Annotated in this window: 11 protein-coding genes; all 11 read right to left on the bottom strand. The window is 70.9% G+C overall.

What is annotated here, in order from left to right:
* A partial coding sequence (locus NON19_RS30000; protein ID WP_255932309.1) for an Rne/Rng family ribonuclease occupies positions 1-3424 on the bottom strand: 3424 nt, incomplete at its 3' end.
* 255 nt (positions 3425-3679) lie between these two features.
* Complete coding sequence (locus tag NON19_RS30005) at positions 3680-4516, bottom strand: TIGR03936 family radical SAM-associated protein (RefSeq protein ID WP_255932311.1); 837 nt, start codon at positions 4514-4516, stop codon at positions 3680-3682.
* A 244-nt stretch (positions 4517-4760) separates the two neighbouring features.
* Positions 4761-6686 carry a TIGR03960 family B12-binding radical SAM protein gene (locus NON19_RS30010; RefSeq protein ID WP_255932313.1) on the bottom strand — a complete coding sequence of 642 codons (1926 nt, stop codon included), beginning with the start codon at positions 6684-6686 and terminating at the stop codon, positions 4761-4763.
* Positions 6687-6759: 73 nt separating this feature from the next.
* A complete protein-coding gene (locus NON19_RS30015; RefSeq protein ID WP_255932314.1) occupies positions 6760-8268 on the bottom strand; it encodes a CYTH and CHAD domain-containing protein in 1509 nt (502 codons plus the stop codon).
* 123 nt (positions 8269-8391) lie between these two features.
* Positions 8392-9597 carry a rod shape-determining protein RodA gene (gene rodA / locus NON19_RS30020; protein ID WP_255932315.1) on the bottom strand — a complete coding sequence of 402 codons (1206 nt, stop codon included), beginning with the start codon at positions 9595-9597 and terminating at the stop codon, positions 8392-8394.
* Entirely contained in the window at positions 9594-11819 is a 2226-nt protein-coding gene (gene mrdA, locus NON19_RS30025) for a penicillin-binding protein 2 (protein WP_255932316.1), read from the bottom strand. Before mrdA ends, rodA begins: the two co-directional genes overlap by 4 nt.
* Positions 11820-11964: 145 nt before the next feature.
* The gene (gene mreD / locus NON19_RS30030; protein ID WP_255932317.1) at positions 11965-12627 is read right to left on the bottom strand and encodes a rod shape-determining protein MreD; all 663 of its coding nucleotides are present in this window, start codon (positions 12625-12627) and stop codon (positions 11965-11967) included.
* Between the two features lie 3 nt (positions 12628-12630).
* Positions 12631-13617 (bottom strand): rod shape-determining protein MreC, encoded by a 987-nt coding sequence (gene mreC / locus NON19_RS30035; protein WP_255932318.1) that lies wholly within the window; start codon positions 13615-13617, stop codon positions 12631-12633.
* A gap of 189 nt (positions 13618-13806) precedes the next feature.
* Complete coding sequence (locus tag NON19_RS30040) at positions 13807-14826, bottom strand: rod shape-determining protein (protein ID WP_255932338.1); 1020 nt, start codon at positions 14824-14826, stop codon at positions 13807-13809.
* 281 nt (positions 14827-15107) lie between these two features.
* Positions 15108-15521: a nucleoside-diphosphate kinase gene (ndk, locus tag NON19_RS30045; protein WP_255932319.1), complete on the bottom strand. Its 414-nt coding sequence runs from the start codon at positions 15519-15521 to the stop codon at positions 15108-15110.
* A gap of 102 nt (positions 15522-15623) precedes the next feature.
* On the bottom strand, positions 15624-15959 hold the full coding sequence (locus NON19_RS30050; protein ID WP_255932320.1) for a DUF4233 domain-containing protein: 336 nt from the start codon (positions 15957-15959) through the stop codon (positions 15624-15626).
* Positions 15960-15961 lie beyond the last annotated feature (2 nt).

Consider the following 15961-nt stretch of genomic DNA (forward strand, 5'->3'; position numbering starts at 1 on the left):
CCGTCGTCGACTTCTTGGCAGCCGTGGCCTTCTTGGCCGCCGTCTTCTTGGCAGGAGCCTTCTTCGCCGCCGTCTTGCGAGCCGCCCGCTTCTTGGGCGCGGCCTCCTCTTCGACGGCCTCGACAGCCTCGGCGCCCTCGGCGCCCTCCGCCACCGGCGCCGCCGGAACGACGACCACGGCCGCCTCTCCCGCCGACGGCGGCGGGCCAGCCGGAGCCGACGCCTTGCGGGCGCGCCGAGGCGGACGTACCGCCTCCACCTCGACCGGCGCCGCCTCGGGCTCCGCGGCCACCTCGGGCTCCGCCTCAGCCGTGACCGGTGCCGCCGGGACGACGATCACCTCTCCGGCGGCCGCCTCCTCCGCCGCCACCTTGGGCGAGCCCGCGGGCGCGGTCGCCTTGCGGGAGCGGCGCCGCGGACGTACCGGCTCCGGCTCGGCCGCCACCTCGGACTCGGCCGCCACCTCGGGCTCCGGCTCGGTCACGACCGGGGCCGCCGCGACGACGACCTCCGGCTCCGCCTGCTTCGGCGCACCCGCCGGGGCGCTGGCGGCCCGGGTCGCCCGCCGACGTCCGCGCGGAGCGGCCTTCGCGGCGGCCTCCGCCTCGGCGGGGCTGCCGAACCACTCCTCGTCGCCGCCGATCGCGGGCACCAGCTCGCGCTCGGTGACCTCGACGGGCTCGACCACCTCGGCCGCCGGCGCCGCCTCCACCGCCTCGGGCTGCGCTGCCGCACGGCCCTTCTTCTTGCGCTTGCCGCCGCCACCGGGGACGGTGGCCTGCTCCATGTGGACGATCACGCCACGGCCGTTGCAGTGCACACAGGTCTCGGAGAACGACTCCAGCAGCCCCTGGCCCACCCGCTTGCGGGTCATCTGGATCAGACCGAGCGAGGTGACCTCTGCGACCTGGTGCTTGGTGCGGTCCCGGCCCAGGCACTCCAGCAGCCGCCGCATGACCAGGTCCCGGTTGGACTCCAGCACCATGTCGATGAAGTCGATCACGATGATGCCGCCGAGGTCGCGCAGCCGCAGCTGGCGCACGATCTCCTCGGCCGCCTCCAGGTTGTTCCTGGTGACCGTCTCCTCCAGGTTGCCGCCCTGGCCGGTGAACTTGCCGGTGTTGACGTCGATGACGACCATCGCCTCGGTCCGGTCGATCACCAGCGAACCGCCGGACGGCAGCCACACCTTGCGGTCCAGCGCCTTCAGCAGCTGCTCGTCGATCCGGTAGGTGGCGAAGGCGTCGACCTCGGAGGACCACTTCTGCAGCCGGTCCACCAGGTCGGGCGCGACGTGCGAGACATAGCCGTGGATGGTCTCCCACGCGTTGTCGCCGCTGATGATGACCTTGGAGAAGTCCTCGTTGAAGATGTCGCGGACCACCCGGACGGTCATGTCCGGCTCGCCGTACAGCAGCGTCGGCGCGTTGCCGTTCTTCGCCTTCTTCTGGATCTCCTCCCACTGCGCCTGCAGGCGCTCGACGTCGCGGCGCAGTTCCTCCTCGCTGGCGCCCTCGGCGGCGGTGCGCACGATGACGCCCGCGTCCTCGGGGACGATCTTCTTGAGGATCTGCTTCAGCCGCGCCCGCTCGGTGTCCGGGAGCTTGCGGCTGATGCCGGTCATCGAGCCCTCGGGCACGTAGACCAGGTAGCGGCCGGGCAGCGAGACCTGGCTGGTCAGCCGGGCGCCCTTGTGGCCGATCGGGTCCTTGGTGACCTGGACCAGCACGGACTGGCCGGACTTCAGCGCCGACTCGATGCGGCGCGGGCCGCCCGCCAGGCCCAGTGCCTCGAAGTTGACCTCGCCCGCGTACAGCACGGCGTTGCGGCCCTTGCCGATGTCGACGAAGGCGGCCTCCATCGACGGCAGCACGTTCTGGACCTTGCCCAGGTAGACGTTGCCGACGTAGGAGGTGGCCTGCTCCTTGTTGACGAAGTGCTCGACCAGCACACCGTCCTCAAGCACGCCGATCTGGGTGCGCTCGCCGCTCTCACGGACCACCATCACCCGCTCGACGGCCTCGCGACGGGCCAGGAACTCGGCCTCGGTGATGATCGGCACCCGGCGACGGCCCTGCTCACGGCCCTCGCGGCGGCGCTGCTTCTTCGCCTCCAGGCGGGTCGAGCCCTTGATGGACTGGACCTCGTCGGACGGCTGCTCTTCCTTCTTCTTGCGCGGCTCGCGGATCTTGACGACGGTGCGCACACCGTCCTCTTCGGCCGCGGGCTCCGCCTCGCCCGGCGCCTCACCGCTGCGGCGACGGCGGCGACGGCGCCGACGGCTGGTGCTGGTGCCGTGCTCGGCCTCCTCGGCCTCCGCCTCGGCTTCCGGCTCCTCCTCGGCGTGCGGCTGGTCGGCCTCGGTCTCGGTCTCCTCCTCGACCTCCGCCTCGGCCTCGGCCGCCTCGCCGCGACGGCGGCGACGGCCACCACGACGGCGGCGGCGGGACGGGCGCTCGCCCGCCTCCTCCTCGTGCTCGGCCTCCGGCTCCGCCTCCTCGGCGGGCTCCTCGGTGGCGGTCGGCTCCTCGGCGGCAGCGGTGGCCTGCGCCTCCTCGGCGGAGACCCGGCGACGGCGGCGACGACGCGGTTCCTCCCCTTCCTCGGCGGCCGCAGCGGCCTCGGGCGCGACGAAGACCGGCGGCTGGAAGACGGCCGTGGGCGGCCGGACGGCGCGGCGACGGCCGCGTACCGGCTCCTCGGCGACGTCCTCCTCAGGTGCCATGGACGCCACCGGCTCGGCCGCCTCACTGTCCGCGGTGGCGAACGAGGGCGGACCGGCCTCCGCGGTGGCCTTACGGCTGCGACGCCGGGTGCGCTGCGGGGCCGCCTCGGGCTCGGCGGCCGCCTCGACGGGCGCCTGCTCCGGCTCGGGCTCCTCCTCCTTGGGGGCGAGCGCGCCGGGCTTCAGCCGCCGGGACTCGTCGGCGGTCTGCTCAGCGGCGCGCTTGCGGGTGCGGCGGGCACGCGGGGCTTCCTCGGCCTGGCCTTCCTGGGGTGCGGCCTGCGGCTCCGCGGCGGCGCTCTTACGGGTGGCGCGACGGCGCGGGGTGCGCGCGGGCGCCTCCTCGGCCCCGGCCGCGGCGGGCTGCTCCTCGGACGCGGGCTCCGGCGCCTCCTCGGCGGACTTCGGCGGACCCGCGGGCGCGGTGGCCTTACGGCTGGCGCGACGCCGGGTGGTGGCGGTACGCGCTGGTGCGGCGGCCTCTACCGGCTCGGCGGCGGGCGCCTCCGGGGCGGTGGGCTTCTCCGGAACGATCTGGTTGTCCTCGGCGGACGCGGCAGCCGGTGGACCGGCCGGACGCGAAGCGGCCCTACGCCGGCGGCGGGGCGCCGCCGGGGTCGCGGATTCGGCGCTCACGCCGGAATCACTGCCGTTCGGCGCCTCGGGCGCCGCGTTGTCGGGCTCGGGCGTATCGAGCATGCGGGCGTTTCTCCCGTCACGCTCCCGGGCGCCGCGCTCTGGTTCCGGCCGCGGCCGCTGCTTCACGGCTACGCGGCCCGGGGCACGGGCGCCACACGGGAGCTGTTGTCTCACTCGCCGGGCTCGTCCTGGTGGCCGAGACCGGCGAAAGTCTCCTGGTCAGCGCGTCACCGGACGCTAAGAACGGCCCCTGACCGCCCAGTGACGGGCGGCGAGGCGACTCCCTGGCGCATCGGCGATGCGTCAACGACGGTCCTACGCGGGACCACCCGGCACCGTCGCAACGGACTGCCCGGCGGCCGTGCTGAGTACGGCCGAGGCGGCGTCGCGGTCTGGCGCGAACGGATCGGTCACCGTGCCGGTCTCCTCGTCAAGCGGCCCCTGCGCCAGCCTGGTCACCGCTGCGGGGACCGGCGGCGCGAGGTCGGCCGTCGCACGGAGGCCGGACAGGACGTCGTCGGGTCGTACGGCAGGTGTCAGATGCCGAACAACCAGCCGCAGTATCGCACAGCTACCACGCCCCGGCCTATCGGCACTCTGTTCTACGGATGGTTCTACGGGTGCCAGCGGGTCCGCCGCGTCCTGCGACGAAGCCTCTGGCGGTACCAGCGCGAGCTGCGTCACCGCGGCACGCGCGTCGAAGGTCCGTACGCCGTTCTTCGTAGTACGACGGACCTCGACCGTCTCCGCGGCGAGGAACGCGTCCACCGCGCGCTGCGCCTCGGCGGGCTCGACGCCGTCCAGCCGCAGCTGCCACACCGAGGCGTCCAGCCGGTCGGCGAGGCCGGAGGTGTGCGCCTCCACCGCGTCGATCACATCGAGGCCGGGCGGCAGCGACTCGTCGAGCAGCACCCGCAGCTTCTCCGGGTCACGCGGTTCGGTGAGGGCGATCTCCAGGTACTCGGCCTCGCTGGCCACGCCGGTGGGTGCGGCGTTGGCGTAGCTGACCTTGGGGTGCGGGGTGAATCCGGCCGAGTACGCCATGGGTACCTCGGCGCGGCGCAGCGCCCGCTCGAACGCGCGCTGGAAGTCGCGGTGGCTGGTGAACCGGAGGCGGCCACGCTTGGTGTAGCGCAGTCGAATGCGCTGCACCGCGGGTGCGGGCGGCGGGCCTTCGGGCTGTCGCTTGCCCAGTGTCTTCAGTCCTTCGTGAGAGCGGTCATACCTCTCTCAAGGGTACGCGGCCGGGATGACCGGCAGGGACTCAGTCCAGTGACCCGGGTTCGGCGAGCCAGCGGGTCTCCAGCTCGGTGTGGTGGGCGATGGTCTCGAAGCCGCGGTCGTAGTAAAAGCCCCACCGCCTGCAGCGGTGGGGCCTTCGGGCCGGGCGGCGACGCTACTTGACGACCGTCAGGGGCAGCAGCTTCTTGCCCGTGGGGCCGATCTGGATGTGGGTGTCCATCTGCGGGCAAACGCCGCAGTCGAAACAGGGCGTCCAGCGGCAGTCCTCGACCTCGGTTTCGTCGAGGGCGTCCTGCCAGTCCTCCCAGAGCCAGTCCTTGTCCAGGCCGGAGTCGAGGTGGTCCCAGGGCAGGACCTCCTCGTAGGTGCGCTCGCGGGTGGTGTACCAGTCGACGTCCACGCCGTACCGCGGCAGCACCTTCTCGGCGCACTCCATCCAGCGGTCGTAGCTGAAGTGCTCCCGCCAGCCGTCGAACCGGCCGCCGTCCTCGTACACCGCGCGGATGACCGCGCCGATCCGGCGGTCACCGCGGGAGAGCAGGCCCTCCACGATGCCGGGCTTGCCGTCGTGGTAGCGGAAGCCGATCGAGCGGCCGTACTTCTTGTCGCCGCGGATCTTGTCGCGCAGCTTCTCCAGCCGGGCGTCGGTCTCCTCGGCGGACAGCTGCGGCGCCCACTGGAACGGGGTGTGCGGCTTGGGCACGAAGCCGCCGATGGACACCGTGCAGCGGATGTCGTTGGAGTTCGACACCTCGCGGCCCTTGGCGATCACCTTGGTGGCCATGTCCGCGATCTGCAGCACGTCGTCGTCGGTCTCGGTCGGCAGACCGCACATGAAGTACAGCTTCACCTGCCGCCAGCCGTTTCCGTAGGCGGTGGCGACGGTGCGGATCAGGTCCTCTTCCGAAACCATCTTGTTGATGACCTTGCGGATCCGCTCCGAGCCGCCCTCGGGGGCGAAGGTCAGGCCGGACCGGCGGCCGTTCCTGGTCAGCTCGTTGGCCAGGTCGATGTTGAAGGCGTCGACCCGGGTGGACGGCAGCGACAGGCCGATCTTGTCGTCCTCGTACCGGTCGGCCAGCCCCTTGGCGATGTCGCCGATCTCACTGTGGTCGGCGGAGGACAGCGACAGCAGGCCGACCTCCTCGAACCCGGTGGCCTTCAGGCCCTTGTCGACCATCTCGCCGATGCCGGTGATGGTGCGCTCCCGCACCGGACGGGTGATCATGCCCGCCTGGCAGAAGCGGCAACCGCGGGTGCAGCCGCGGAAGATCTCCACGGACATCCGCTCGTGCACCGTCTCGGCCAACGGGACCAGCGGCTGCTTCGGGTACGGCCACTCGTCGAGGTCCATCACGGTGTGCTTGGAGACCCGCCACGGCACACCGGAGGCGTTCGGCACGACACGGGCGATCCGGCCGTCCGGCAGGTACTCCACGTCGTAGAACTTCGGGACGTACACCCCGCCGGTCTTGGCCAGCCGCAGCAGCAGCTCGTCGCGGCCGCCCGGGCGGCCCTCCGCCTTCCAGCCGCGGACGACGTCGGTGATCTCCAGCACGGCCTGCTCACCGTCGCCGATGACGGCGGCGTCGATGAAGTCCGCGATCGGCTCGGGGTTGAACGCCGCGTGGCCGCCAGCGAGCACGATCGGGTCGTCCAGGGTGCGGTCCCTGGCCTCCAGCGGGATGCCGGACAGGTCGAGCGCGGTGAGCAGGTTGGTGTAGCCGAGCTCGGTGGAGAAGGACACCCCGAACACGTCGAAGGCCCGCACCGGGCGGTGCGCGTCCACGGTGAACTGCGGAACGCCGTGCTCACGCATCAGCGCCTCAAGGTCCGGCCAGACGCTGTAGGTGCGCTCGGCCAGCACGCCCTCACGCTCGTTGAGCACCTCGTAAAGGATCATGACGCCCTGGTTGGGCAGCCCGACCTCGTACGCGTCCGGGTACATCAGCGACCAGCGCACATCACAGGCGTCCCAGTCCTTGACGGTGGAGTTGAGCTCTCCGCCGACGTACTGGATCGGCTTCTGGACATGTGGGAGAAGCGCTTCCAGGCGCGGGAAGACCGACTCGACAGGCATCTTGGGGTCTCTCGACTGTCTCTCGTGAGCTGGCAGGGGTGACCATCCAGCGTAACCGAGTCGGGGGCACCACTCAGCCCGCGAGCGGCCCCCGGTCCGTTCTGCGCCAGGCCTTGGGCACGGCGGCCTCCACGGCACGGGCGCGTTCCCGTTCCATCTGGTACAGCGCGCCGTACGCGAAGGTGTCCTCGCCCGCCCGGCGGGCCTCGTCGGCGAGCCGTTGGATCCGCTCCCGGCACATCACGCTGTCCTGGTGCTCGCCGAGCAGCCGCTGCAGCGCGGCGAGCCGGACGCGGTGCCGCTCGGCGGGTTCGCCGAGTACCGGACGGGCGGACTCGGCGGCGTACCTGGCCCGCTTGGCGGCCTTGCGGGCGTCGTGCAGGGCGAGGTCGCGGCCGGTGCCCGGGCGCAGCGCCAGGGACTCGGCCACCCGGTCTGCGAGGCGGCGGTGGTCGCGACGCACGGCCCGGCGTACCGCCTCCCTGGCCGGGCGCTTGGCCGGATCGCGCAGCGGTGGGGCGGCGAGCAGGGCGTCGAGGCGGTCGAGCAGGGCGAAGTAGCGCTCGCCGCGCAGTTGCCGCAGCAGTTGGCGGCGGGCGGTGCTGCGAGCGGTGGCGTGCGGCCCGAGGATCCGTTCGCGCACGGGGGCGGTGCGCAGGTCGGGGTCGAGGTCCGCGGTGAGACCGGCCAGCCGCTCGTCCAGCACCTCGCGGTCCCGTTCCAGGCCGAGCACCTCGGCGAGCCATTTGAGCTCGTCGCCTATGGGGTCGGTGACGGCTCGGTCGAGCTCCCGGCCGTAGGTCTTGAAGGCGCTGCGCAGGCGGCGGGTGGCGACCCGCATCTGGTGGACGGCGTCGGGCTCGTCGCGGCGCACCGCGGGGTCGCACGCCGCGATGGCGCGCACCTGCTCGTGGAGGTAGGCCAAGGCGGCGTCGCCCGCGGTGGCGATGGTGCCGGGCGGGGACGGTGGCGCGGGTGGGACGCGGTCGCCGAGGGCGTGCAGGAGTTTCGACGGCCAGGCGGAGCGCTGGTAGCCCGCGGCGGTCAGCCGCTCCTCCACGGCGTCGAGCAACTCCGGCTGTCCGCCGAGGAGTTCGACCTCGGTCTCCGTCCAGCACAGCGGCTCGCGCTCGTCGGGGTATTCGGCGGTGACGTGGTCATCGGCGATCTCGACGAGCGCGGTGCCGTCGGCGGCGAGCAGTCGGCGGCGTTCGCGGTGGTTGAGCAGCCGCACCACGGGGGCGAGCGGGCGGCCGCGGGTGTGCGCGAGGACCTCGGTGCGCAGGTTCGCGGGGATGGTGAGGAGGGAGTGGCCGAGCGGGGCGTGCACCTCGGTGCGGGTGTCGGCCTGGGCGGTGGGGAGTTTGAGGTGCCAGCCGGCGTCCTCGCCGCCGGTTCTGCGGCGCAGGGTGATGCGGCGGGCGGCGAGCGCCAGGTCGGGGGTGTCGAAGTAGCCCGCGTCGAGTTCGACGGGGTCCAGCGGGTGCACGGACGCGACGGCGGGCAAACCCGTCAGGTCGGGCTGGGCAGCCCCTTCCCCGGCCTGGTACGTGCGCTCGGTCTCCCGCAGACGCGTTCCCATGCCGTGACGGTAGTGGCCCTCGCCGTCCCCCCGCAACGGCGTCGAGCCGCTCGCGCGGCGCGCGCCGGTTCGGCGTCTGCCAGCTCGCCGTAGCGGCGGGAGAGTCCTGCCGACTCCCCGCCGCTACGCGGAGACCGGGCGCTGTATCCGGATCGACTGGAGGAGCCCGACACCGATCCAGACCGCGAACATCGACGATCCGCCGTAGGAGACGAACGGCAGCGGAATGCCCGCGACGGGCATGATGCCCAGCGTCATCCCGATGTTCTCGAACGACTGGAAGGCGAACCAGGCCACTATCCCGGCCGCGATGATCGTGCCGTACAGGTCCGTGGCCAGCCGGGCGACCCGGCAGGACCGCCACAGGATGATGCCGACGAGCAGGATGACCAGCCCCGCGCCGACGAAGCCCAACTCCTCCCCCGCCACGGTGAAGACGAAGTCGGTCTGCTGCTCGGGCACGAACTGGCCGGTGGTCTGCGTGCCGTGGAACAGCCCCTTGCCCAGCAGCCCGCCGGAGCCGATGGCGATGCGCGCCTGCGCGGTGTTGTAGCCGACGCCCGAGGGGTCAAGGGCCGGGTTGGCGAAGGCGGCGAAGCGGTCGATCTGGTACTTGCTGAGCAGATGGAGCTGCCAGACCGCCAGCGCGCCCGCCGCGCCGACCGTCAGCAGCCCGAACACCCAGCGGTTGGAGGCGCCGGAGGCGAGCAGCACGCCCAGCACCGTCACCACGATGACCATGGTGGAACCGAGGTCCGGCATCAGCAGGATGACGCACATCGGCGCGATCGCCAGCCCCAGGGACTGCAGCACCGTACGGCCGTCGGGATGCAGTTGGTCGCCCGCGTCCACCCGTGCGGACAGGACCATCGCCATGCCCAGCACGATGGTGATCTTGGCGAACTCCGAGGGCTGCAGGGAGAATCCGCCGCCGATCACGATCCACGAGTGCGCGCCGTTGACCGTGGAACCCAGCGGGGAGAGCACCGCGAGCAGCAGCAGGATCGACACCGCGTACAGGATCGGGATGATCCCGCGCACCCTGCGGTGGCCGACCACGATGGTGCCGATCGCGAGCGCGATCCCTATGGCCAGGTTCATCAGATGGCGGATCAGGAAGTACTGCGGATCGCCGTGGTTGATCGAGGTACGGCCGCGGGTCGCCGACCACACGAGCAGCGAGCCGACCGCGGAGAGCCCTATGGCGGCGGCGATCAGTATCCAGTCCATCCGCCGCACTACCGAGTCGCGGGCCAGCAGCTTGCCCAGCGTGGAGCGTTCAGGGGTGAACCGGCGGATCGAGTAGCCGCTGAAGCCGCTGCTCGTCATGCCTGGTACCTCCGCCCGAGCAGCAGTTTCTCATTGCGTTCCGGCGCCAGCGCGGCCAGCGTGGTCGCCTGTCCGGGGACGCTGGAGTCGTAGCCCGGGTAGGCGAACTCGGACGGGTCGGGGATGGTCAGCGCGGCCTGCTGGACCAGTCCGTCCGGGCCGAACTTCGGCAGGCTGCGCTGCGGGGCGGGCAGCAGGCCCTTCTTGGGGTCGATCGACCCGTCCGGCTGGACGCCGTACAGCGCGGAGTAGATGTTGCGCACCGCCTGGCCGGAACCGCCGGAACCGGTACCACCCTGGGAGATGGTCATGACGATCGCGTAGTCCTTGCTGTACGTGGCGAACCACGAGGTGGTCTGTTTGCCGTAGACCTCCGCGGTACCGGTCTTGGCGTGCAGGGTGATCTTGTCCTGCGGCCAGCCGTTGAACTTCCAGGCGGCGGTACCGCTGGTGATCACTCCGGCCAGCGCGTCGTCGATGTAGTGGATGGTCTGCGGCGAGTCGGGCAGCTTGCCGACCGACTTCGGGTCGATCTGCTGGATGTGCTTGCCGTCCGGACTGACGATGGCCTTGCCGATGGTCGGCTGGTAGAGGGTGCCGCCGTTGGAGATGGCCGAGTAGATCTTGGCCATCTGGATCGGGGTGACGAGTGTGTCACCCTGGCCGATCGCGTAGTTGACGGAGTCACCGGCGCGCATCCGGTTGCCGTCGACGCAGTCCTCGCGGGCGATGTCGGTGGCGTAGTCGTGCTTGCCGGAGGCGGCCTGGGCGCACCAGGACTTCTTCATCGCGTCGTACTCGGCCTGCTTCCACTGCCGGTCCGGAACGCGGCCGGGGACCTCGCCCGGCAGGTCGATGCCGGTCTTGGCGCCGAGGCCGAACTGGTGGGCGGTCTTGTAGAACCAGTCCTTGGGGTTCTTGGGGTTGTTGCCGCCGTCCTTGAGCCACTGATCGTAGGAGAGCCCGTAGAAGACGGTGTCGCAGGAGATCTCCAGGGCGTGGGCGAGGCTGATGTCGCCCGCCTGCTCGCCCTCGAAGTTCTTGAAGACCTGGCCGCCGATGCTCATGCTCGACGGGCAGGAGTAGTGGCCGTTGATGTCGTACCCGGCGTTGACCGCCGCCGAGGTGGAGATGACCTTGAAGGTCGAACCGGGCGCCGACTGGCCCTGGGTGGCCCGGTTGAGCAGCGGGTAGTCGGAGTCCTTGCCGGTGAGCGCGGCGTAGTCCTTGGCGGAGATGCCGCCCACCCACTCGTTGGGGTCGTACGTGGGGGCGCTGGCCATCGCGATGACCTGGCCGGTGTGTACGTCCATCACCACGGCGGCACCGGAGTCGGCCTTGTAGTTCTGGTGGGTGACCGTGTCGTAGGTGTTGCGGGCGTCCTGCATCGCGGCGGCCAGTTGCTGCTCGGTGATCGCCTGGACCCGGGAGTCGATGCTGGTCACTATCGAGTCGCCGGGCTGCGGCGGGGTGTCGCCCGCCTTGCCGATGACCCGGCCGCGGTTGTCCACCTCGTACCGGATGACACCGGCCTTGCCGCGCAGTTCGCTGTCGTAGGTGTGCTCAAGGCCGGAGCGGCCCACCTGGTCGGAGCGTTGCAGGGTGGGCTGGCCGTTCTTCATCGACGCCTGGATCTCGTCGTCGGTGACCGGCGACAGGTAGCCCAGCACCTGGGCGGCGTTGGCTCCGTCGGGGCTTCCGTAGTGGCGTACCGCGGTGGGCTGGGCGGCGATGCCGGGGAAGTCCTCGCGGCGCTCCATGATCTGCAGTGCCTGCTGGGTGGTGGCGGTGTCGGTGATCGGGATCGGCTGGTACGGGGAGCCGTTCCAGCACGGGCGCGGGGTCTTGGCGTCGCACAGCCGGACCTTGTCGGCGACGTCCTGGTACTTCATGCCGAGCACGCCCGCGAGCCGGGTGAGCACGGCCTTGCCGCCGTCCTTCATCTTCATGATGTCGGTACGGCTGACGGTGACGACCAGTCGGGTCTGGTTGTCGGCCAACGGCACGCCGCGGGCGTCGAGGATCTGGCCGCGCACCGCCGGGTCGACGACCTCCTGGATGTGGTTGCTGTCGGCTTCCTGGGTGTACTGCTGCCCGTTGCGGATCTGCAGGTACCACAGTCGTCCGCCGAGGGTGAGCAGCAGTGAGACGACCAGGATCTGCAAGATGATCAGCCGGATGGTGACGCGTTGGGTGCGACCGGTCTCGGGGATGTTGCTCATCGGCGCACGGCTCCAGGAATGAGCGACGGGGAAACGGCGCGGCGGCCCGCGGGGCCTCCGTTGAGGGTGGTGGTGGGAGACGGGCAGACGTCACAGCGGCCCGCAGGGCCTCCGTTGAGGGTGGTGGTGGGAGACGGGCGGGAGTTCACAGCTTCCGGCCTCCCTTCAGCAGGCCGCCGCGCTGGCCGCCGAGGCCGGGCCGGGCCAGTCGGCCCCGGCCCGCGCGGGAGGAGCGCGGCGTGCCGGGGGTGAGCCAGCGGTACGGGCCGATGCCGGGGCCGCCCGCGGTGTCCCCGGCGACGGGGTCGTTCTCCACCCGTCGGGCCAGCCCCATGATCCACGGCACGGTGAACGGTGCCAGCAGCAGGTCGTACACCGTGGCGGTGAACACCAGCTTGACCATGCCGACATGGCGGGCCGCGGTGTCGCCGACCAGCGCCCCGACCCCGGCGTACAGCAGCGTCGAGCCGATCGCCGCGACGCCGACCACCACCATCGGCATGACGGCGGACCGCAGTTGGCCGCTCTCCGGCTTGGCGAGACCGGCGAGGTAGCCGATGACGCACAGCACCAGGGCGTACCGCCCGGCGGCGTGGTCGGCGGGCGGGGCGAAGTCGGAGAGCAGTCCCGCGCCGAAGCCGACGAGACAGCCGCCGACGTGGCCGTAGGTGAGCGCCAGACCGAGGACGACGAGCAGCATCAGGTCGGGTACCGCGCCCGGCAGATGGAGCCGGGCGAGCACGCTGACCTGGAGGACGAGGGCGACCACCACCAGGACGGCGGTGAGCAGGATCCGGTTGATGCGCATCGGTCAGCTCGCAGACGGGGACGGGGACGGTGACCCGGACGAGGCCGCCGACTGGGACGACGAGGGCGACGGGGACCCGGAGGCACTCGGCGTCACGGTGACGGTGACCGTCGGGGTGGGCACCGGCTTGGGCGGCGGCGGCAGCACGGTGTCGCGCGGGTCCTGACGCGGCGGCACCACCACGACGCCGACGATGTCCAGTCGGCTGAAGGCGACGAACGGCTGTACCTCGACGGCCCTGGTCAGTCCACCCGCGCCCGGGTCGAGCGCGACGACCTCGCCGATCGGCACTCCGGGCACGAACGGCTTGTCGCCCTGGGAGCCGAAGGTGACCATCCGGTCGCCGGGCTTCACATTGGCCTTGCCGTTGAGTAGCTGGACCCGCAGCGGGCGGTCGCCCTGGCCGGTGCTGAAGCCGAGTTCCATCGACTTCTCCATCCGGGCGCCGACGGTGAAGTCGGGGTCGATGGCGAGCAGCACGGTGGAGGTGGACGGTCCCACGGTGGTGATCCGGCCGACCAGGCCGTCGCCGTTGATGACGGTCTGGTCGCGCTGGATGCCGTCGTTGCTGCCGGCGTCGATGGTGACCGTCCAGGAGAAGCCCTGGGTGGCTCCTATGGCGATGACCTGGGCGGCCTTGATGCCGTACTGACCGGCTCCGGCGGTCTTGAGCAGCTTGTCGAGCTCGTCGGCGCGGTTGCGGGTGATGTCGCTGCTGCCGAGCTTCTCCTTGAGCGCCTCGTTCTGCGCCTGGAGTTGGGCGATCTTGTCGTGCCGGGCGCCGGAGTCCCGTACCGCCTCTATGGCGTTGCCCACCGGGTTGACGGCGGAGGCGACGCCGTTCTCCACCGGGCCGAAGACGGAGGCGGCGGCGGACCGCACACCATCGAGCGGGGACTGGTCGCCGCCGCGGATATCCACGGTGATCAGCGCGAACGCGATGGCGACCAGTAGGACCAAGAGCAACCTGCTCTCTCGTGTGTCCCTCACGTGCGGCGGCCGTGCCTTCCTCGTGGGACCGGTCGGCTGCTGGCTTCGACCGGTCAGCGATGTGGTACCTGGGCGAACCTGGGATCTGTCGTTGTGGCTCCACCGAACGGTCCGCGCCGCGGAACCGTCGGTTGGGAAACGATCCGCCGCCGGGCCTGGCAGCCACCCGTACGGCGGATCGCCACCGCGCTAGCGACGGGGCTGGGCGTCCAGCACCTGCTGCAGCGCCTCGAACTCCTCGACGCACTTGCCGGAGCCGAGGGCGACCGAGTCCAGCGGGTCCTCGGCGATGTGGATGGGCATTCCGGTCTCGCGCCGCAGCCGCTCGTCCAGGCCGCGCAGCATGGCGCCGCCGCCGGTGAGGACGATGCCGCGGTCCATGATGTCGCCGGACAGCTCCGGTGGGCACTTGTCGAGGGTGGTCTTGACCGCGTCCACGATCGCGTTCACCGGTTCCTCGATCGCCTTGCGGACCTCGGCGGCGGAGATCACCACCGTCTTGGGCAGGCCGCTGACCAGGTCGCGGCCGCGGATCTCGGTGTGCTCGTCCTTGTCGAAGTCGTAGGCCGAGCCGATGGTGATCTTGATCTGCTCGGCGGTGCGCTCACCGAGCAGCAGGCTGTACTCCTTCTTGATGTGCTGGATGATCGCGTTGTCCAGCTCGTCGCCCGCCACCCGGATCGACTGCGCGGTGACGATGCCGCCCAGCGAGATCACCGCGACCTCGGTGGTGCCGCCGCCGATGTCGACCACCATGTTGCCGGTGGCCTCGTGCACCGGCAGCCCCGCGCCGATCGCCGCCGCCATGGGCTCCTCGATGATGTGCACCTGGCGGGCACCGGCCTGGCTGGACGCCTCGATCACGGCGCGGCGCTCAACTCCGGTGATACCGGAGGGCACGCAGACCACCACGCGTGGTCGAGCCAGATAACGGCGCTTGTGGATCTTGAGGATGAAATAGCGGAGCATCCGCTCCGTGATCTCGAAGTCCGCGATCACGCCGTCCTTGAGCGGACGGACAGCGACGATGTTGCCAGGGGTGCGGCCGATCATCTTCTTGGCTTCGGCGCCGACCGCCAGGATGCCGCCGGTATTGGTGTTGATGGCGACGACAGACGGTTCGTTGAGGACGATCCCGCGACCCCTGACGTACACCAGCGTGTTGGCGGTGCCGAGGTCGACAGCCATGTCACGGCCGATGAACGACATGTTGTTCGCCATGAGGATACGTCTGGCCTTCCCGAGCTGGAGCGATGGGGACTTGAGGGCGCAAAGGTGCGATGTGCTGCGGGGTACGTAGCGGCGGGTCCATCTTAAGTGTGCCCGTGGGACCGGGCGCGAGGACGCCTCGGCCATTGTCAGCAGAACACGCGGCCGTCCCCTGTAATGGTGACGACGTGTCGGGGCTATTGGTTCCCGATACAGCTCGGCATATGCCCTACGGCGACCGGAAATCCGCCGGTCGCCGTATGACGGTTTGTCAGTCCGGGTCAGCCCAGCTCCGGGAAGAAGATTTTGATCTCGCGCTCCGCGGACTCGGCGGAATCCGAAGCGTGGATCAGATTCTCCCGGACAATGGTGCCGAAATCACCACGAATGCTCCCAGGAGCGGCGGCGATCGGATCGGTCGGACCGGCCAGCGCGCGCAGCCCTTCGATCACCCGCTCGCCCTCGACGACCATGGCGACCGACGGGCCGGACGACATGAACTCCACCAGCGGCTCGTAGAACGGCTTGCCGACGTGCTCGGCGTAGTGCTGCTCCAGCGTCGCGCGCTGAAGGGTGCGCAGTTCCAACGCGCCGATGGTCCAACCGGCCTTGCGCTCGATCCGGCCGATGATCTCGCCGACCAGGCCGCGCCGTACGGCGTCCGGCTTGAGGAGGACGAGGGTGCGCTGGCTCATGCTGCGGCTCCTTGCATAACGCGGTGCTTCACGGGTGCACCGACCCTATCGGGCCAACCGGCACCCGTGACCAGCGGCTACGCGACTGGAGCGATCTTCGCCCTACTGTGCCAGTGCGCCGTGCTCCGCCCGGAACCTGTCGATCTTCCTTCCGTAGTGCACCGCCGCCCACCACAAACCGGCGAACGTCACGCCCAGGAAGAACATCATCGACACCACGAAGCCCGAGGCCACCAGGGCGATCTGGAGCAGCCAGCCCACCGCCACCGCGCCGGGTCTGGTGACCACCCCGCACAGCAGCACGCACAGCGCCATCGCGATGCCGCACACCGTCCACACGGTGCCCGCCGAATAGCTGGAGAGGTTCATCGCGACCAGCCCCGCCAGGCCGATGACGAAGGCCTCACCGATCAGGGTGCTCGCACACAGTGTTCGCATCG

Origin of the sequence: Streptantibioticus rubrisoli, assembly GCF_024436055.1 — a bacterium.
Lineage (GTDB): Bacteria > Actinomycetota > Actinomycetes > Streptomycetales > Streptomycetaceae > Streptantibioticus_A > Streptantibioticus_A rubrisoli.